Below are 16,772 nucleotides of genomic sequence, written 5' to 3' on the forward strand. Positions count from 1 at the left end.
CAGTAAAAATCGGTTTAACTGGCGCTGAGTGTATCCCCAACCCGCCTCCAATTGCTAGGTTGAGGACAATCTAGGTAGAGAATAGTGTCGTCCGTTTAAAGTGGTTGAAGTGCTTCGACCAATTCAGCCAATGGCTGAGGGTGACCAATCGCATAGCCTTGTCCGTAATCCACACCCAGTGCTTTTAAGTGTTCGGTAATTTGGTCGTTTTCCACAAACTCAGCAACTGTGACCTTACCTAATTGCTTCGCAAGGTCGTTAATCGAGCGCACCATGACACGATCCATTTCGTTCGTGTTGATATCTCGCACGAAAAGGCCATCAATTTTCACGATATCGACAGGAAGTTGCTTCAAGTAGCCAAAAGAAGACAGACCAGAACCAAAATCGTCCAATGCAATCAAGCATCCCAACGCTTTAACCCGAGTGAAGAAGCCAAGCGCTTGGTCAATATTGCTCATCGCAGCGGTCTCGGTGATCTCTAAACAAATCTTCTCACAAGGAATAGAAGACAGCTGCAAACGCTCCAATAAGAAGTCGATAAACTCTTGATTACCCATCGATTGGCCGGACAAGTTAATCGCGCAGCGACCGAGCTTTTCCACCACCTCGGGACGCGCTTCAAACCACTCAAGTGTTTGGGTGATAACTTGCTTATCAATCCAGTGCGCGATGTTGTAGCGCTCTGAAGCTGGCATAAAAATACCTGGAGACAAGTAGTTGCCTTGAGCATCACGGATACGTACTAGAATCTCAAAGCACAGCGGCGAACCTTCACCACGCAAATTCAGTATTTGCTGAGCAAACAGTTCCAAACGCTTATTCGACAATGCCTCATGCACTAAGTTAACGCTCTGCATTTCGAGCTGGCGACGCTGCAGCTCTTCATTGTCTAAACTGAACAGGTTATAGCGATTACGACCCTGCTCTTTGGCGACGTGACACGCAGAGTCTGCCTGAGCGTGAACCATTTGTGGTGTCTCGGCGGTGTGGTCAATAATACGAATGCCCACCGAGCAACTCATGAACAAACGCGTGTCTTCCCAACGAAATAGCTGCTCGCTTAATGTTGAGATAATGTGTTTAGCAACGCTGATCGCGCCATATTCATCGCAATCCTTGAGCAATACGGCAAATTCATCACCGCCCATGCGCGCAAGCACCGCGTTATGAGGCAGCACTTCTTCAAGCATGCTAGCGCAAAACTGAATGGCCGCATCGCCTGCGTCATGTCCCACCGTATCGTTCAAGACTTTTAACTGATCGAGGTCGAGATAAAGCATGGCATGCACACGACGATGGCTTTCCACTTCTCGTAACGCCGTTTGCAGTTCGAGTTCAAAATAGTTGCGGTTGTAGGTATCAGTCAGCAGATCGTAACTTGCTTGATATTCCAGTTGTTTAGCAAGCTTTTTGGTTTCCGTAATGTCTTCACCGACGATCAGCAATTGGTCAGAATCCCTCAATGGACGGATATTTTCACGAACCCAAACAGAATGACCATCGGCATGACGATACTCAATTTCACGACGCCAAACCCCATGCATCACTTGCTGTGGTTGAAGTAGCACTTGGCGGGGGTACAGTGCTTTTTCGTCAGAGTAGAATGCACACAAGTGATGACCCAGCATATCCAACGGTTGATAACCTAAAAGCTGCTGAGCAAAGCGGTTCACCTCTTGAATCCGATTATTATTATCTAATGTCACCATCATCACAGGTTGCTGTTCGTAGTAACTACGCAAGCTCGACTCACGCTGATAAAGCTTGTCTTCCATTGCTTTTCGGCTAGTGATATCACGCGCTTCAAACAAGTATTGTTCTTGGTCACCCACTTGTTGAGAAAACGGCTTTAACGACACTTCCAGTACCATCGCGCCATGTTCTGTGCTCCAAACTTCAGCTTCAAAGGTCGCCACATTACGATTCTGAGACTGAAAATAGTTGGCGAGCAACTGCCGTGCGTCTTCACTCCAGTGTTTATGATGCCAAAGTGGACGATCGAGACGTATATCCTGATGATAAAGCAAAGACTGCAGACGATCGTTGCCCGAGTTGAGCAAACCATGGTGGTCGAGAATCCCCATATACTGCATGCTCTGGTCGAATACCGACTCCAAAATCGCTTGGCTTTCACGGGCAATGCTCTCGCTACGGCGAATACGCTGCAAGTAGTAACTCAGCAGCACAATCACCATCACCATGACGATAAATAGGCTACCAAACAATTTGATCTCTTTTGCATAGCGCTCGGTAAATTCTGCGGGCTTATTGAAGAACACCGACGATGCCTCTTGTTCAGCCCCCAATCCCCAGCGAACGACCGATTGGTAATCGAGTTTAATGTCCGATTCCGCGCGTACTACCGCTGGCAACGGCTGCGTTGGGTTATCCAGCACATAGGCCAATAACTTTGCCGCCTCAAAACCTTGACGATAACCACTTTGAATCACACCACCCACAGCACCATGACCCAACCCAATATCATGCACCATAAATAAAGGCGCGTTCGATGCTTGATTGATGTCTCGCCAATCTTTGTCCGTGGCAACATTGCCATCAATATCGCGGTAGTAAGTCCAAAATAGCACCACATTCTCAATGTTCAGTCGCGAAACTTCCTGTTTCAACATATCGACATTGTCTGGAACAAGATGACGAACTTTGTCGCGATATTGCGGGTTTTTATCAAGAAATTCTTCTATTTGAGCTCGAAGCGCTAATCCAGTGACCGAATGATCACTAACGACAAGAATCTGCTTATGCTTTGGGTGTAATCGCTCGATAAGCGTAAGGTTGGCAAACAAATCAATATCTTCGATCACGCCTGTGGCTTTTAGTCCCTGATGCAAAGTAGGAATGTAATTGTTGATGCCACTAAAAATGACTGGCGTATTTTGCAATACATCTGACAAACGCTGCATCAGAGCAAGTGCATTGTTATCACTGACGACAATCGCATCGAAATGCTCTTCGCTCAGCTTGGTGCGATAAAGTGATTCGAGTTGATTGAAGAACTGCTGGCTTTGGCTGCGCTTAGAGTCAAGGTACAAAACTCGAATATCGAGTGGGTGATCTTCAAGTTGCTGGGCAAAACCGCGCTGAACAGAGTCGGTCCAAAAGAAACCTTGGTGGTAGGAATGTACAACAAGTACTTTTTGCTCTTGCGCCGATACGATCGCACTGAACAACATCGCGATAAAAAACAGAAAAAGTGGCACATCAACTCCATGACATCAGAGCTACCTCGCGGTTATCCCTGCTAAAACCTTGTGAATCCGGCCCGTTGTGCGTATAAAATGAATTTTACACCTCATACCCAACGGAAAACATTGTATGAATGCGACGCTGCCGAAACTCGACGATCTTGATCGCGCGATTCTAAAAACGCTGATGGCCGATGCTCGAACGCCTTATGCAGAAATGGCAAAACAATTTGATGTTAGCCCTGCAACGATCCACGTTCGTATCGAGAAAATGAAAGCGGCGGACATCATCGAAGGTACTGAGGTGATCGTCAACACCAAAAAGCTAGGATATGACGTATGTTGCTTTATTGGCATTAATCTCAATGCCGCACGTGACTATCACTCTGCGTTGGAAAAACTCAACGCCCTCGATGAAGTGGTGGAAGCTTACTACACCACGGGCGCGTATAACATATTCGTCAAATTGATGTGCAAATCGATTGAAGAACTGCAGTTTGTATTGATTGATAAGCTGCAGGCTATTGATGAAGTCCAATCTACAGAAACCCTGATTTCGCTGCAAAACCCAATTAATCGCAACGTAAATCCATAAAACGCTGAATCCATAAAATAAAAGCCGAATCAAAAAATAAAAAGGGCAGCCACTTGGCTGCCCTTTTTCATTCTCAATCGAGATTATGCTGCGATACCGGAATGACGCAGTAGTGCATCGATTTCTGGCTCACGACCTCGGAAGCGTTTAAATAGCTCCATTGGCTCTTCACTGCCACCCATTTCTAAGATGTTGTTCAGGAAGCTCATACCCGTTTCTTTGTTGAAGATACCTTCTTCTTCGAAACGAGAGAACGCGTCTGAAGACAATACTTCTGCCCATAGGTAGCTGTAGTAACCCGCGCTATAACCACCAGCAAAAATATGACCAAAGCTGTGTGAGAATCGAGCCCACTCAACCGCAGGCAGTACCGCAACTTTCTGCTTCACATCTGCCAAGGTTTCAAGAACGCGAGCACCCACTTCTGGGTCGTACTCTGTGTGCAGAGTGAAATCGAATAAGCCGAACTCAAGTTGACGTAGGATGCCCATCGCCGACTGGAAGTTCTTCGCCGCAAGCATCTTATCTAACATCGCTTTTGGTAGAGGCTCGCCAGTCTCGTAGTGGCCAGAAATGAACGCCAGCGCATCTTCTTCCCAACACCAGTTTTCTAAGAACTGACTTGGTAGCTCAACCGCATCCCAAGGCACACCATTGATACCCGATACCGCGCCTGTTTCTACTTGCGTCAGCATGTGATGGATGCCGTGACCGAACTCGTGGAACAGAGTCACCACTTCATCGTGCGTAAACAGCGCTGGCTTATCACCTACAGGGCGGTTGAAGTTACACGTTAGGTAAGCAACCGGCGTTTGTAGCTCGCCAGATAGCGTCACTCGACGACCACGACAGTCATCCATCCATGCGCCGCCACGCTTGTGCTCACGTGCGTAAAGGTCTAGGTAGAAACTGCCTCGTAATGTGCCTTCACTATCAAAGATATCGAAAAAGCGCACTGACTCGTGCCAAGTGTCCACACCTTCGCGCTCAGTCACAGTCATACCGAATACGCGGTTTAGCACTTCAAACAAACCACTTACTGCCTTTGATTCAGGGAAGTAAGGGCGCAGTTCTTCATCCGAGATTTGGAACAAGTGCTGCTTTTGCTTCTCGCTGTAATAGGCAATGTCCCATACGTTTAGCTCAGTCACACCGAATTCACTCTCAGCAAACTGACGCAATTCTTCCACTTCACGTTCGCCTTGTGGCTTCGCTTTGGTCGCTAAATCGTTTAGGAAGCCAAGTACCTGCGAAGGATTCTCGGCCATTTTGGTTGCCAGTGACTTTTCGCTGTAAGTGTTGAAACCCAACATGCGAGAGATTTCATGACGCAGTTTTAGCTGCTCTGTGATGATTTCTGAGTTGTCCCATTTGCCTGCGTTAGGGCCACGATCAGAAGCGCGCGTTACGTACGCTTCGTACAACTCTCGACGTAGTTCTTGGTTGTCACAGTACGTCATGACTGGCAGGTAAGAAGGGATATCTAAAGTAATTAGGTAGCCGTCGAGCTCTTTCGCTTCTGCTGCGGCTTTCGCTGCAGCAAGCGCTGACTCTGGCATACCCGCAAGATCTTTTTCGTCGGCAACGTGCTTAGTCCATCCCATGGTGGCATCCAGCACATTGTTAGAGAATTTTGAGCTCAACTCAGACATACGCTTGCTAATTTCACCGTAGCGATGTTGCTCGTCTGATGGTAAACCGATGCCTGAAAGCTCGAAGTCACGCAGTGAATCAGAAATAGTCTTCTGCTGTGCACGCGTCAGCGTCGTGTACTCTTCACTTGCTTTGATCGCTTTATACGCTTCGTACAGACCTTTGTGCTGACCAACCCAAGTGCCGTATTCAGACAAAATTGGGAGACAACTTTCATACGCTTCACGTAACGCTTCACTGTTTACGACCGAGTTCATATGGCCGACAGGGGACCAAACACGACTCAAACGATCATCAGCTTCTTCAATAGGAGCAATAACACTTACCCAGCTTGGGTTGGCGTTGTCTTTCAGTACCTCGTCAATCTTGGCACGACAATCCGCAATCGCCTGCTCGACTGCAGGTTTAATATGTTCTGGTTTGATTTGCGAAAACGGAGGAAGATCCGTAAACGTAAGAAGTGGATTAGACATGAATAATTCCTTTTGTGTTTTGGCTCTGTAATTGCCTATTCGTATTTGCATAAAAATAAGCGCACCCAATGCACAGGCAAGCCAACAACATGGATGGGGGGATTTCCGTTCCCTTTCTCTATGCTGCGATGACCGAAGGGGCCAAAGAGAGCTTACTCTGTCCTTGAGTGTTGTTATGCCTAAGTCAAGCTAAGCACTCTGTTGGAGCATGGCAATTCGACTTAGGTTCAATTTGTTTACTCATACTAAGTATGGGTGACTTAAAGAAATTTCAATACCATCCTTCTATCAGTTCAACTGATTTGAATCGAAGTTCTACATCTTCAAGTTACTTGAGTATAATACCGCCATCGCGCAAAAATCACAGACCACACTCAATCAAAGAGTGTTTCGAGAGTTTAATTTGTTAAGTTACCGCCACAGCTTCCACGCTGGCAACCATGCTGACGTGGTAAAACACATCGTTCAAAGCCTCATTCTTGATGCACTAAAGCAGAAAGATAAGCCGTTTGTTTATCACGATACCCACTCGGGTGTGGGACGCTACGATCTGACTCACGAATGGTCTGAGAAAACGGGCGAATACAAACAAGGCATCGCGCGCATTTGGGATAACTCAAACATCCCTGAAGAGATCGCAAGCTACATCGATTCAATCAAAACATTGAACAACGGCGAGAATCTGCGTTACTACCCAGGCTCACCGCGTGTTGCACGTGCGCAAATCCGCCCGCAAGACCGCATGGTTCTAACTGAGCTGCACCCAGCCGATCACCCGCTACTAGAGCAAGAGTTCCATCGTGATCGCCAAGTAAGCATCTACAAAGAAGATGGCTTTAAGCGTCTAAAAGGCAGTCTGCCACCGCAAGAGCGTCGTGGTTTGGTGCTGATTGACCCACCATACGAGCTAGCGAAAGAGTACCGCGACGTCGTGCAAGCGATTTACCAAAGCCATAAACGTTGGGCTACGGGTATCTACGCGATTTGGTACCCAGTAGTAAACCGCCATGACATCGAAGACATGATTGAAGGTTTGGAAGGGCTTGGCATTCGCAAAATTCTGCAAATCGAATTGGGCGTATCTCCAGACACCAACGAGCGCGGCATGACGGCATCGGGCATGATCGTGATTAACCCACCGTGGAAACTGGAAAGCCAGATGAAAGAAATTCTGCCATTCCTGCAAGAAGCGATCGCGCCAGCAACGGGTCACTGGAAAGTCGACTGGATCGTTCCAGAATAAAAAACACCGAATTTCATAACCTTAAAGCGCAACGATGACCTCGTTGCGCTTTTTTTATTTATTTTCTAAAAAAAAATTTTCGTCTTCGCTTCGTCTTTTCTTTTTTGCCTACGTCTTAGGGATGTAAACAAGCTAAAACATAGAGAGAAATGACCATGCTTAAAGTTATCAGTTTTAAAATTTGCCCATTTGTTCAACGCGTAACTGCGGCACTAGATGCAAAACAGATCCCTTACGAGATTGAATACATCAACCTAAAAGATAAGCCACAATGGTTCCTAGATATCTCACCAAACGGTCAAGTGCCTGTGATGGTGACAGAATCTGGCACGGCACTGTTTGAGTCTGATGCCATCATCGAATACATCGAAGACGAATACGGTCCGTTAGAGCAAGGCGTGACAAACGAACAACGCGCACTAGACCGAGCATGGAGCTACCTAGGTTCTAAACACTACTTGGCACAATGCGGCACGATGAGCAGCAAAGACCAAGCAACCTTTGAAGAACGAGCAGAGAAGCTGATCAAAGCGTTCCAAAAAGCAGAAAACCAACTGTCTGGTGAAACCAAGTTCTTCAAATCCGATGAACTAAGCAATGTGGACATGGCTTGGTTGCCGCTTCTGCATCGCGCTGCCATCGTCAAAGCGCATTCTGGTTACGACTTCTTCTGTGGTCTGCCAAAAATGCAGGCATGGCAAAAGCACATCCTAGAATCAGGATTGGTAGAGAAGACTGTATCGGAAGATTTCGTGCAGCTGTTTAGCAACTTCTACCTCACCAACACTTATCTAGCAGATGGTAAGGACGTGCAAGCCCAGTCAGGCTGTGGCACATCAAGCTGCTGCGGTTAATGCTTTTCCTCTCCCCTGAGCATGAAAAACACCAAGCGGAATAGCGCCTTATTCCGCTTTGCTATCCTTTCATCGCTATTTGTCATAAGCAATGTCACTTTTTCCCATTTAGGAAATTGCTAGACTCGATTTATGATAGGGACATGGAATTAACAACAATTCCGTTGGGCTGTTGAGTTCATCACCCAGCACCCCAATGTAATTATTGTCAGACAAAATTAATAAGCTCTTGGAGAAAGTAATGGCGACTCATTTTGATTATATCTGTATCGGCGGCGGCAGCGGCGGTATCGCATCAGCAAACCGTGCGGCAATGTACGGTGCTAAAGTAGCGCTTATCGAAGCTCAAGACCTTGGCGGCACGTGTGTAAACGTTGGTTGTGTGCCTAAGAAAGTCATGTGGCACGGCGCGCAAGTTGCAGAAGCAATGAACCTGTACGCAGAAGACTACGGCTTCGATGTAGATGTAAAAGGTTTCGACTGGAGCAAACTGGTTGAGAGTCGTCAGGCTTACATTGGTCGTATCCACCAATCTTACGACCGTGTTCTTGGCAACAACAAAGTAAACGTTATCAAAGGTTTTGCTAAGTTCGTTGACGAGAAAACAGTTGAAGTAAACGGTGAACACTACACAGCGGATCATATCCTGATCGCAGTGGGTGGTCGTCCAACGATTCCAAACATTCCAGGTGCAGAATACGGCATCGATTCAAACGGCTTCTTCGAGCTTGCTGAGCAACCAAAACGCGTTGCAGTGATCGGCGCGGGTTACATCGCGGTTGAAATCGCGGGCGTTTTACATGCACTTGGCACAGAAACACACCTGTTCTGCCGTAAAGAATCACCGCTACGTAGCTTCGACCCAATGATCATCGAAACGCTAGTAGAAGTAATGGAAGCGGAAGGCCCAACGCTGCACACCCACTCTGTACCAAAAGAAGTGGTGAAAGAAGCAGACGGCAGCCTCACTCTGCACCTAGAAAACGGTGAAAGCCAAAACGTAGATACCCTAATCTGGGCAATCGGTCGCCACCCAGCTACAGATGCTATCAACCTAGCATCAACTGGCGTTGCAACGAACGACCGTGGCTACATTAAGGTAGACGAATACCAAACAACTAACGTTCCTGGCATCTACTGTGTGGGTGACATCATGGAAGGTGGTATCGAGCTAACACCAGTGGCTGTTAAAGCGGGTCGTCAACTTTCTGAGCGTCTGTTTAACAACAAACCAAACGCGAAGATGGACTACGATTTGGTACCAACCGTGGTATTCAGCCACCCACCAATCGGCACTATCGGTCTAACGACTCAAGAAGCAGAAGAGAAATACGGCAAAGACAACATCAAAGTCTACACGTCTGGCTTTACTGCGATGTACACAGCTGTCACTAAGCACCGTCAACCATGTAAGATGAAGCTAGTATGTGCTGGCGAAGAAGAAACGGTTGTTGGTCTACACGGCATCGGCTTTACCGTTGATGAAATGATTCAAGGCTTCGGTGTAGCAATGAAGATGGGTGCAACCAAGGCAGACTTCGACTCTGTTGTGGCTATCCACCCTACAGGCTCTGAAGAGTTCGTGACAATGCGTTAATCACGCGTGGATCGCTTTGCTGATTTAAGCAGATAAACAAAAAGGGTCATCAATTACGTGATGACCCTTTTCGTATTTATAGCGCTGCAATATAACCCTGATTTTTATGCCGCTTGGCATGAGGAAACGCCATTTTCATTTTACCTTGTGCTACTAAAGGCGATAATTGCTTTTCTCTAATGTTCTGAGGAGTACGATCTACCAACTTAGCAATAATACTTAGCGGTATAAAGTGGCCGCGACACAGCTCTAAAACAATTCTATCCATCACTTCATTTGGTAATCGTTTTTTATCTCTTGCAGGTTGGGAAATTGCGCTGAGATTATTTTGCAATGATGAACTAAGGCGTTCAAAGTCATCTATATAGGGATGCGGTAGCTTGTCAGTGATAAAACGCCCCTCCACATCTCGGTCAAGTTGAGTGGTCAGCTGCTTATCCGTGATCAAATCTTCGCTATCCGTGATCATTTTCCCACTATCCGTGATGTTGCTCTCTATTGATAACGGATTAGAGGCAAAAACTTCGTCAGGAGAAGGCAGTTTAACACCGGGTAATGTATAAGATTTATCCCTTTTTTCTCCATGAGGGGTTAAAAATCCGCCACCAACAAGTTTAGGCAACGCTAATGTAACGTCTCTAGAATGCTGACTCGTAAGCTGGCAAGCTCTTTCATGGTCAACCCACCCCTCAGCTGCAGCTGTAATGACAATACTACGCTCCAAATCGCTCAGAGTATCTATCTTTTCCCCAAATTTCTTATGCAGTAAGTCAGCAGTCTCCTGAGAAACTAAATTGACTATGGATAACTCAAGTAAAGTTTGTTCGGGCTCTTCTTTCTCATGAAGTCTAGGTACTCGCCAATTAGCCCACTTCCAGCCACTATATATTTTAGGTATCCCTGAGCCAGACCTCTCACCAGCACCTATTAGAAGAAACATTTGATGCATTAGACGGTTTCTACAATCACTCTCATAACCTTTGATGGCTTGTTCTGGAGGAATACGCATAAGACCAGGGTTGCGAAAGCCAAATAGGTCAGGCCTCTTAACAACTAAAATGGATAGGCGGCCGGTGTAATCAGCATGAACTAACGTATTAACTAAAGCTTCACGTAGTGCTGTATGTACCTGAGTTTCATCTTGTCTAATACCATCTTTTAGCTCAAACGGCACTTTTAAATCTTCTGTTAACTTTCTATATGTTCGACGATAAAAATCAAATACGTTACCAGACCAAGTCCCATCAGGGCAGATTCGATCAATCCATCGCCTCTCAGTTTTCGCTTCAGGTCTTTCTTGGTAGTCAACAAAATAATTCGGAGCGGCGTCTTGGATGGCCTCCCAAGTTCCGAACATCAAAACGCCTGCCAATGTCATTCCCTCAGAACCAGATTGTCTGTCCTTTTTCCATCCTCCAACACTGCGAAGAAACTCAAAGTTATCTAACTCCAAAGCTGGGTGCCCAGGCTTAGATACGGACAACAATCGTCGATATGCCTGCAAGCTGTCCAAATTGATATCCGACATATCGTAGTTTTGTAACACTCGATTATCACGACTATCTTCAATTTGTTCCGCAAGCATACGCCTGACTTGCTCTTCAGAACATCGACAGTCTCCCTCATACAAACGTATGTACGTTTCTGTCATCGGTTGATTGTTTAGAAAAATCGGCTTTTGCTCTCGTCGTGCTGCTGGTATTTCCACAACAAGAAGAGAATGTCCATCGACTTTCATCTCTTTAACATTATTATCACTTAGTAAGTTAACGTTAACTTTCTTCTTGTTATTAGCGATGTCAAAAAGTTGCTTTTTGACGACTTCTACGTTCTGTATACCAACAACATTGAACTGCCCTCTTTTTTCCCTTACTCCCAGTACAACATACCCACCACGACTATTAGCCATAGCACTATATGTGGACCAAAAGTCATCAGGAAGCTTCCCGCCACCATCTTTTCCTTGAGCAAGCTTAAACTCAAGCTCAGAGGATTCAGAAAGCGTTTTTATATCAATTAGATCATTTATAGGTAGCATCTTCTGAAAGCCTCTTGTCGTTCTATGCTAGCGCCATGGTGAAATTAAGCCATACTCCGCATCGTGAATATGTAATCGCTACGTCTTTGATTGCATAATATTATAATTTTGCGCAATTTAGGCTTCAATCGCAAAATTGCTTTGTCTGGATAAACAAAAAGGGTCATCAATTACTTGATGACCCTTTTTCTATTCACGTTTTAAAACGTTCGGGGATATTTCGGAGCCGTTTGCGCGTTTTACTTAACTGCGCGAACCAATTCTGCAATACCTTCCCAATCGCCGTTGTCCATCATAGCGGTTGGAACCATCCAAGTACCGCCACAAGCGACAACCGATTTCAGCGCTAGGTAATCTTCCACGTTAGATGGGCTTACACCACCTGTTGGCATGAATTCCACTGGGTAAACTGCCGTTAGTGCTTTAAGCATGTTCACGCCGCCTGATGGCTCAGCAGGGAAGAACTTCAGGGTACGTAGACCCATTTCCATCGCTTGCTCAACCAAGCTTGGGTTGTTCACGCCCGGTACGATTGTCACGTTGCGTTGCTGACAGTATTTCACTGTAGTTGGGTTGAAACCTGGGCTCACGATAAAGTCCACGCCAGCGTCAATCGCGATGTCCACTTGCTCTGTTGTCAGCACTGTACCAGCACCGATCAACAGTTCTGGATACGCTTCACGCATGATGCGGATCGACTCAGCCGCCGCTTCAGTGCGGAATGTCACTTCCGCACATGGTAAACCGTTTTCTACCAACACTTTTGCCAGTGGCAGAGCGTGTGCTACATCGTTGATTGCGATAACTGGGACGATTTTGATTTCTCTTAATCGTTGTTCAAGTGTTGTCATGGGTAACCTCTAAAGAATAAAGCTTAATGTTGCTACGATAATAAACGCGATACTACCAAGTAAAGTTTCCATTACCGTCCAAGTTTTTAGCGTTGTTTTCTCATCCATCTCTAGTAGACGAGATACTAGCCAGAAACCAGAGTCGTTGAAGTGAGAAAGCACTGTTGCACCACCTGCAATCGCGATAACGATAAAGCATAGGTCTAGCTCGCTCAAACCAGTTGATGCTGCCACTACTGGTGCGATAAGTGCTGCAGTTGTCGTTAGTGCCACGGTTGCTGAGCCTTGAGCAACACGCAGACAGGTAGAGATAACAAACGCTGCTACGATAACTGGCATACCTGTGTCAGTCAGAACGTCTGCTAGTGCATCACCGATACCACTTGCACGCAGTACGCCACCAAACATGCCGCCCGCACCGGTTACTAGGATAACGCCACAGATCGGAGCCAATGAGTCGCCACACAGCTTCTCAAGTTTTGCCATGCCGTAGTCTTTCGCGAATACCGCAAGAGACACAAGCAGAGTAATTAGAAGGGCTACTGGCGTTTTACCTAGCATACGTAGGAACTCAACCAGTGCTGTTTTGCCATCAATCACACCCGCAACCGCTAGCGTGTTCAGTACTGTGTCTAAACAGATTAGCAGTACAGGCAGTACTAGGATGGTCATTACTGTGCCAAATTTTGGCAGCTTAGATTCATCAACTTGTGTTTCACCGTTGAAGAACGCTTTTGATAGTGGGATATCGAATTTCTTGCCCGCGTACAGACCAAATAGGTAAGCACCTAGGTACCAAGTTGGAATAGCTACTAGGATACCAACAACAAGCAGTAGACCAATGTTTGCGCCTAGGAATTCTGCTGCTGCAACAGGGCCTGGGTGCGGAGGAACAAAGCCGTGCATTACGGCAAACGCACCCGCTGCTGGTAGTGCGTATTTGATTGGCGAACCACCAAAGCGTGCTGCCACACTTAGGATGATTGGCATCATTACCACTAGACCAGCGTCAAAGAAGATTGGAAAACCGAACAGTAGTGAAGCCACACCCAATGCAAATGGTGCGCGCTCTTTACCGAAGCGTCCAATCAAAGTATCTGCCAGCACTTGCGCACCGCCAGTTACTTCCAAAATCTTACCGATCATTGCGCCAAGACCAACCAGCAATGCAACTGAAGCCAGCGTGCCGCCAAAACCACTCATCATGGTTGGGACAACTTGGTCAGAAGAAACGCCAGTCGCAATCGCAGTACCTAAACTCACCATAGTTAGGGAAGCAAAAGCATGCACTTTTAGCTTAATAATCAATACAAGTAACGCTGCAATCGCGAGGACGGCAATCGTTAGTAGGAACGTAGGGTCTGGAGCTTGGGTTAGCTGTTCCATGGGTTCACCTTTAAGAATTATTGTTTGTGTCGTGGTTCACATTTATTTGAGTTACCGGTAACATGTTACCGATAACATGAATAAGATAAACCCATATTTTAAAGTGAATTCAAAAATTGAGATCACGCGCAAATTTGTTATGAGGATAAGTTATGGCTGGTAGTAGTGTCGTCGTTATGGGCGTTTGTGCGAGTGGCAAAACCACAATTGGTGAGCACTTAGCAGAAAAGCTAGGACGTAAATTCATTGATGGAGACAACCTTCACCCACGAGCAAACATTCAGAAAATGGCATCAGGTCAGCCTCTGAATGACGACGACCGCAAACCATGGCTAGAACGTATCCGCGACGCTGCTTATAGCTTAGAAAGCAAAAACGAGCACGGCATTATTGTCTGCTCGGCACTAAAAAAGATTTACCGTGACCAAATCCGCGACGGTAACGAAAATGTTAGTTTCCTATTCCTAGACGGCAGCAAAGAATTGATCCTTGAACGCATGCGTGCTCGCCAAGGTCACTTCATGAAAGAGAACATGGTCAACAGCCAGTTCGAAGCCCTAGAACGCCCAGAAGATGAGCCTCGCACCATTTTCGTCAGCATTGATGCAACCATCGAAGACGTTGTGTCGAATGCCGCTGAGTTAATCCTAGTGCAAGACGAGGCAATGGCATGACTCATCAAGTAATTTTAGACGTTACCCAGCGCTTAGTTGAGCGCAGCCAAGAGGCGCGTGCAGCGTTTCTTGCTCGCACTGAAGTCCAAGCCGAAGCGGGCAAAGGTCGTGTAGGTCTGTCTTGCGGTAACTTGGCTCACGCTGTTGCAGCATCATGTTCTTCAGAAAAGAAAAGCATTCTGAATTTCACTCATTCGAATGTGGCGCTGATCAGTGCTTACAACGATATGCTGAGTGCCCACCAGCCTTACCAACACTACCCTGATCAAATCAAACAAGTGCTGTCTGGCTACGGTCACACTGCGCAAGTTGCTGGCTGCGTTCCGGCAATGTGTGATGGCGTGACTCAAGGTCAAGCCGGTATGGACATGTCACTGTTTTCTCGTGACTTAATTGCTCAATCGACGGCACTTTCACTGAGCCACAACGTGTTCGATGCGACTTTGCTTCTGGGGATCTGCGACAAAATCGCACCAGGACAATTGATGGGCGCGCTGTCTTACGCACACCTACCAACGGCATTTGTGCCAGCAGGTTTAATGGCAACGGGCATCAGCAATGAAGAGAAAGTCGACGTTCGCCAAAAATACGCGGCGGGCGAAGTTGGCAAAGACGCACTGCTTGATATGGAGTGTCGCGCTTACCACTCAGCGGGCACGTGTACTTTCTACGGCACGGCAAACACCAACCAGCTTGTATTTGAAGCCATGGGTTTGATGCTGCCAGGTTCGGCGTTCATCCATCCACATACTGAGCTACGCAAGGCGCTAACCGATCATGCAGCTCTGAAAATCGCGGCAATGAATGCAGGTTCAGCCAACTTCCGTCCATTGTCTGAAGTGGTCACAGAAAAGAGCCTGATCAACGGTATTATTGCTCTGTTGGCATCGGGCGGCAGCACCAACCACACTATCCACATGTTGGCAGTGGCGCGTGCAGCGGGTTTGATTCTGACATGGCAAGACATCAGTGACCTATCTGAAGTCGTGCCACTATTGGCGCGCGTTTACCCGAATGGTCCAGCTGACATGAACGCGTTCCAAGAAGCGGGCGGCGTACCTGCGCTATTGCATCGTTTGGACGAGTCAGGCTTGCTTCACCGGGACGTGAAACCGGTATTCGGCGAATTCGAAGACCAAATGAGGCTACCTACGCTAGTTGACGGTAAACTGACTTGGACACCATGTGGTGGCAGCCAAGACGGCGAAGTGATTGCTGCGCCAACGCAAGCTTTCCAAAACACTGGTGGTACTCGCGTACTTAACGGTAACTTGGGTAAAGCCGTGGTAAAAGTGTCTGCGGTGAAAGAAGAGCAGCGCATCATCGAAGCGCCTGCGATCGTATTCCAGTGCCAACACGAAGTGGAAGCAGCGTACAAACGCGGTGAGCTAAACCAAGATTGCATCGTGGTTGTGACGCACAACGGTCCTGCAGCGAACGGCATGCCAGAGCTGCATAAACTGATGCCAATCCTAGGCAACGTGCAGAAAGCGGGCTTTAAAGTCGCGCTAGTGACGGACGGTCGACTATCGGGTGCATCCGGTAAGATTCCATCAGCAATCCACGTTTCTCCAGAAGCGATTCGTGGCGGCGCGATTGGCTTGGTGCGCAATGGCGACATCATCCGCGTTGATTGCCAAACTGGCGAGTTGAATAACCTAAGCGACGTTGCGGGTCGTGAACTGTTAGAGATGGACACTGAAGCGAAACAACAGACTTGGGGTCGTGGTTTCTTTAGCGTGATTCGTCAGAGCGTTTCGAGCGCAGAAGAAGGCGCAAGCTTTATTGTGTAGGGCGGGAAGCCCCTCAAAAACAGAAAAAGCGGAGTGTTGTGCACTCCGCTTTTTGCTTCGTAGATAACTTTCAATCATCAAGCCGTCTTCATCACCACAACTGCTGCAATCACCACAAAGATACCAAACCAGCCAATCGGCTTAAGCTTTTGTTTGAACAGCAAAGCACCACCAATCGCGGTACCTAAGATACCTATCGCGCCCCAAGAGGCGTATGCGATCGCAAGGTCAATCTCTTTTACCGCTTGAGCAAGCAAGGTAAACGCCGCCATCACCAATACAATCGCAGTGATGCCCCACCCTTTGTGCTTAAAGCCTTTAGAGCGAGTCAGCGCCATGTTCGCCATAATGTCGACCAACGCCGCCATAACAACAAATCCAAATGAAACAGTAAAAAATTGGCTCATGA

The 16,772-nt window shown here is 47.0% G+C and carries 12 protein-coding genes; 6 read left to right on the plus strand and 6 right to left on the minus strand.

What is annotated here, in order from left to right:
- Window positions 1-95 precede the first annotated feature (95 nt).
- A complete protein-coding gene (locus tag ATB76_RS09530; protein ID WP_061035074.1) occupies window positions 96-3,221 on the minus strand; it encodes an EAL domain-containing protein in 3,126 nt (1,041 codons plus the stop codon).
- Between the two features lie 115 nt (window positions 3,222-3,336).
- Here ATB76_RS09530 and asnC point away from each other — a divergent pair, with 115 nt between their 5' ends.
- Complete coding sequence (gene asnC / locus ATB76_RS09535) at window positions 3,337-3,801, plus strand: transcriptional regulator AsnC (RefSeq protein WP_038869962.1); 465 nt, start codon at window positions 3,337-3,339, stop codon at window positions 3,799-3,801.
- A gap of 83 nt (window positions 3,802-3,884) precedes the next feature.
- On the opposite strand, the gene prlC is transcribed toward asnC, so the two are convergent.
- A complete protein-coding gene (gene prlC / locus ATB76_RS09540; RefSeq protein ID WP_042600488.1) occupies window positions 3,885-5,927 on the minus strand; it encodes an oligopeptidase A in 2,043 nt (680 codons plus the stop codon).
- A gap of 403 nt (window positions 5,928-6,330) precedes the next feature.
- On the opposite strand from prlC, the gene ATB76_RS09545 reads away from it, so the two are divergent.
- The 3 genes from ATB76_RS09545 to gorA all read left to right on the plus strand — a co-directional run bounded on the left by ATB76_RS09545 (window position 6,331) and on the right by gorA (window position 9,621).
- Window positions 6,331-7,170 (plus strand): 23S rRNA (adenine(2030)-N(6))-methyltransferase RlmJ, encoded by an 840-nt coding sequence (locus tag ATB76_RS09545; RefSeq protein WP_005434590.1) that lies wholly within the window; start codon window positions 6,331-6,333, stop codon window positions 7,168-7,170.
- A 149-nt stretch (window positions 7,171-7,319) separates the two neighbouring features.
- Window positions 7,320-8,024, plus strand: coding sequence for a glutathione S-transferase family protein (locus ATB76_RS09550; protein ID WP_179946834.1), 705 nt, complete (start codon window positions 7,320-7,322; stop codon window positions 8,022-8,024).
- Window positions 8,025-8,265: 241 nt separating this feature from the next.
- Complete coding sequence (gene gorA / locus ATB76_RS09555; protein WP_042600486.1) at window positions 8,266-9,621, plus strand: glutathione-disulfide reductase; 1,356 nt, start codon at window positions 8,266-8,268, stop codon at window positions 9,619-9,621.
- A gap of 76 nt (window positions 9,622-9,697) precedes the next feature.
- Here gorA and ATB76_RS09560 read toward each other — a convergent pair whose 3' ends face one another.
- The 3 genes from ATB76_RS09560 to ATB76_RS09570 all read right to left on the minus strand — a co-directional run bounded on the left by ATB76_RS09560 (window position 9,698) and on the right by ATB76_RS09570 (window position 13,896).
- A complete protein-coding gene (locus tag ATB76_RS09560; protein WP_042600484.1) occupies window positions 9,698-11,659 on the minus strand; it encodes an RNA-binding domain-containing protein in 1,962 nt (653 codons plus the stop codon).
- Between the two features lie 239 nt (window positions 11,660-11,898).
- Complete coding sequence (locus ATB76_RS09565; protein ID WP_042600482.1) at window positions 11,899-12,510, minus strand: bifunctional 4-hydroxy-2-oxoglutarate aldolase/2-dehydro-3-deoxy-phosphogluconate aldolase; 612 nt, start codon at window positions 12,508-12,510, stop codon at window positions 11,899-11,901.
- Between the two features lie 9 nt (window positions 12,511-12,519).
- Window positions 12,520-13,896, minus strand: a complete 1,377-nt coding sequence (locus tag ATB76_RS09570; RefSeq protein WP_009701097.1) for a GntP family permease — start codon at window positions 13,894-13,896, stop codon at window positions 12,520-12,522.
- Between the two features lie 152 nt (window positions 13,897-14,048).
- On the opposite strand from ATB76_RS09570, the gene ATB76_RS09575 reads away from it, so the two are divergent.
- Both ATB76_RS09575 and edd read left to right on the plus strand, forming a co-directional pair.
- Window positions 14,049-14,570, plus strand: a complete 522-nt coding sequence (locus ATB76_RS09575) for a gluconokinase (RefSeq protein WP_061035075.1) — start codon at window positions 14,049-14,051, stop codon at window positions 14,568-14,570.
- On the plus strand, window positions 14,567-16,363 hold the full coding sequence (gene edd, locus ATB76_RS09580) for a phosphogluconate dehydratase (protein WP_042600476.1): 1,797 nt from the start codon (window positions 14,567-14,569) through the stop codon (window positions 16,361-16,363). The genes ATB76_RS09575 and edd overlap by 4 nt, the downstream gene beginning before the upstream one ends.
- 77 nt (window positions 16,364-16,440) lie before the next feature.
- On the opposite strand, the gene ATB76_RS09585 is transcribed toward edd, so the two are convergent.
- Window positions 16,441-16,770 (minus strand): SMR family transporter, encoded by a 330-nt coding sequence (locus tag ATB76_RS09585; protein WP_005429986.1) that lies wholly within the window; start codon window positions 16,768-16,770, stop codon window positions 16,441-16,443.
- Window positions 16,771-16,772: the final 2 nt, after the last annotated feature.

This window comes from Vibrio sp. MOR3 (assembly GCF_001557775.1).
Taxonomy (GTDB): Bacteria; Pseudomonadota; Gammaproteobacteria; order Enterobacterales; family Vibrionaceae; genus Vibrio; species Vibrio jasicida.

Excerpts from the sequence above, each read along its gene's own strand:
- ATB76_RS09585 (WP_005429986.1), bottom strand. The coding sequence starts at position 16,770 with ATGAGCCAATTTTTTACTGTTTCATTTGGATTTGTTGTTATGGCGGCG.
- ATB76_RS09560 (WP_042600484.1), bottom strand. The coding sequence starts at position 11,659 with ATGCTACCTATAAATGATCTAATTGATATAAAAACGCTTTCTGAATCC.
- edd (WP_042600476.1), top strand. The coding sequence starts at position 14,567 with ATGACTCATCAAGTAATTTTAGACGTTACCCAGCGCTTAGTTGAGCGC.
- prlC (WP_042600488.1), bottom strand. The coding sequence starts at position 5,927 with ATGTCTAATCCACTTCTTACGTTTACGGATCTTCCTCCGTTTTCGCAA.
- gorA (WP_042600486.1), top strand. The coding sequence starts at position 8,266 with ATGGCGACTCATTTTGATTATATCTGTATCGGCGGCGGCAGCGGCGGT.
- ATB76_RS09550 (WP_179946834.1), top strand. The coding sequence starts at position 7,320 with ATGACCATGCTTAAAGTTATCAGTTTTAAAATTTGCCCATTTGTTCAA.
- ATB76_RS09570 (WP_009701097.1), bottom strand. The coding sequence starts at position 13,896 with ATGGAACAGCTAACCCAAGCTCCAGACCCTACGTTCCTACTAACGATT.
- asnC (WP_038869962.1), top strand. The coding sequence starts at position 3,337 with ATGAATGCGACGCTGCCGAAACTCGACGATCTTGATCGCGCGATTCTA.
- ATB76_RS09575 (WP_061035075.1), top strand. The coding sequence starts at position 14,049 with ATGGCTGGTAGTAGTGTCGTCGTTATGGGCGTTTGTGCGAGTGGCAAA.
- ATB76_RS09565 (WP_042600482.1), bottom strand. The coding sequence starts at position 12,510 with ATGACAACACTTGAACAACGATTAAGAGAAATCAAAATCGTCCCAGTT.